2 protein-coding genes and 1 pseudogene are annotated in these 1,979 nt (G+C 67.3%); 2 read left to right on the top strand and 1 reads right to left on the bottom strand.

Annotated features, from left to right (window positions below):
* The first annotated feature begins 162 nt into the window (after nt 1-162).
* Both ABZV38_RS40245 and ABZV38_RS40240 read left to right on the top strand, forming a co-directional pair.
* A complete protein-coding gene (locus tag ABZV38_RS40245; protein ID WP_356333903.1) occupies nt 163-786 on the top strand; it encodes a malonic semialdehyde reductase in 624 nt (207 codons plus the stop codon).
* Nucleotides 787-1,231: 445 nt separating this feature from the next.
* A pseudogene (locus tag ABZV38_RS40240) lies at nt 1,232-1,354 on the top strand (VOC family protein); the annotation flags it as partial.
* A gap of 251 nt (nt 1,355-1,605) precedes the next feature.
* Here the strand turns inward: ABZV38_RS40240 and ABZV38_RS40235 are convergent.
* Nucleotides 1,606-1,827, bottom strand: a complete 222-nt coding sequence (locus ABZV38_RS40235) for a hypothetical protein (protein WP_356333901.1) — start codon at nt 1,825-1,827, stop codon at nt 1,606-1,608.
* Nucleotides 1,828-1,979 lie beyond the last annotated feature (152 nt).

The following is a 1,979-nucleotide window of genomic DNA, read 5'->3' as shown; positions in this document are numbered from 1 at the left end:
CGCCACCCCCACCTCAGGGGGAGACACCGGGCACACCCATACCACCGGCACCCCCCCCCCCCCCCCCCCCCCCCCCCCCCCCCCCCCCCCCCCGGGGGGGGGGGGGGCCCCCCCCCCCCCCCCCCACCACACCATCCGCACAACCGAAGTAAGAGAGAAACCATGAGCATGACTGACCGCGAACCGCAGGCCCTCGATGTCCTCGACGACGCCGGACGAAAGGTGCTGTTCACCGAGGCCCGCACCGCGAACACCTTCGCCGAGGTGGCCGTTGCCGACGACGAACTCGCCATGATCTGGGAACTCGCCCGCTGGTCGCCGAGCGCCGCCAACGGTCAGCCTCTGCGTGTGCTCTTCGTGCGCACCCGCGAGGGCAAGGAGCGACTGGTCCGGCATCTCGACGAGGGCAACAGGGCCAAGACGCTCAGTGCGCCGGCCGTGGCGATCCTGGCGTATGACGTCGACTTCCACGAGCAGATGCCGACAGTCTTCCCGGCCCGTGGCGACATGCTGCGAGCGGCGTTCGCCGACCAGGTTGGCGCGCGCGAGGGCATCGCAGCATACAACTCGGCCCTGCAGACCGGGGTCTTCCTACTCGCGGTGCGCGCAGCGGGGCTCGCGGCCGGTCCCATGGCGGGCTTCAACAAGGCCGGCGTGGACGAGGAGTTCTTCGCCGGTACCAGCTGGCGTTCCCAGCTGGTGGTCAACATCGGTCACCCCGGTGCCGACCCGTGGTTCCCGCGGCTGCCCCGCGTGCCCGTCGAGGATGCCGTCGCCTATGCCTGACCGCACTGCCGCCGCCTGGTCACGCGGGATCCGAAGTCTGATCACCCGAGAGCGGTCGGCGTGTAGGTGAGAGGTGCCATGCCGTGGGCGCCGGTGCTCTCCTGAGTGCCGGCGCCCACCTCTTTCACCCCTGCCGAGGTGGCGGAACCGACGAAATGTTGCGGGTGCCAAGCCGCTCACGGCGTTCGGCCAGCAGCTTCGTGATGGTCTCGGCGGTGGCCGTGCCGCCATCGAGCTGCGCCGGTATAGGTGATGCCGGTCAACGCCTGAAGTCTCTCGATGCCTGGAACCTGTCCTTCGCGGACCTGTTCCTACCAGGGGGCTTGACGCGTATCTGATGCCCGGTCAAGTCCGACTGACGTACCAAGTCAGGAAGGTCTGGGATCTGTCGAACGGGCGGCATGGGCCAATATTCAGAGTCTTGCCTGCACGATCTGGGAGAGTCATAACAAGTAGGTTCACCGAGTTGGCCGTTGACCGGCACGATCCGGAGAGGCACGCGACCTTCTGGTATGAGGTCCTGGACTTCAAGGTGATCGATCGGAGCGAGGGCAAGGTTGAGATCGGCCCCAGCGGCCGCCTCCCTACCGTCAACGGGTATCACTGGCGACGTGCACGGTCTGAGCCCACCGTGCCGACGGCGCCCGACTTGCCGGTTGTCGCGGCCCCGGTCGTGGTCGGACCGGTTCGAAGTCGCGGTCGTTCCGGTCCCAGTCGTAGCGGTAGGACCTGCCGTGCTTCCAGCCGCAGCCCTCGTCATCCCAGCAGTAGAAGTGGGCACGACGGTCGTACCGGACCGAGTCGGTGTGGCAGTCGCTGTTAGATGCGGTATCCGTCCCGGCGGTAGTACACCTCGAAGTTGTGCCGGTAGGCGACAGGGTCCCCGCGATGGTCGTCGGCCTTGACAGTGACGGTCGGGCACTGCACGGGCGCAGACTCAGAAACCGCGGCCGAGGCGGTGCTCCCGGCCCCGAGCACGGCTCCACCCGCGACCGCGGCGGAGGCGGCAGCGAGAGAAATGCGCTTCGTGAGCTTCCTCATGGATATCCCTTCGTGATGGCGTCGTCCGCAAACCCGACGATTGCTTATGCAGGTGAGCCCTGAGTTCCACAGTTGGCGGTGCCGACTAGGGCACGAATATGTAGGTTGACCTGCGGATATGCCTGTGGGCACGCCGAAGTGGCGTGTCACTA

The organism is Streptomyces sp. NPDC005181 (genome assembly GCF_040608395.1).
In the GTDB taxonomy this organism is placed as follows: domain Bacteria; phylum Actinomycetota; class Actinomycetes; order Streptomycetales; family Streptomycetaceae; genus Streptomyces.
The sequence above is the reverse complement of the archived record's forward strand: the minus strand, read 5'-3'. Positions and strand labels throughout refer to the sequence as shown.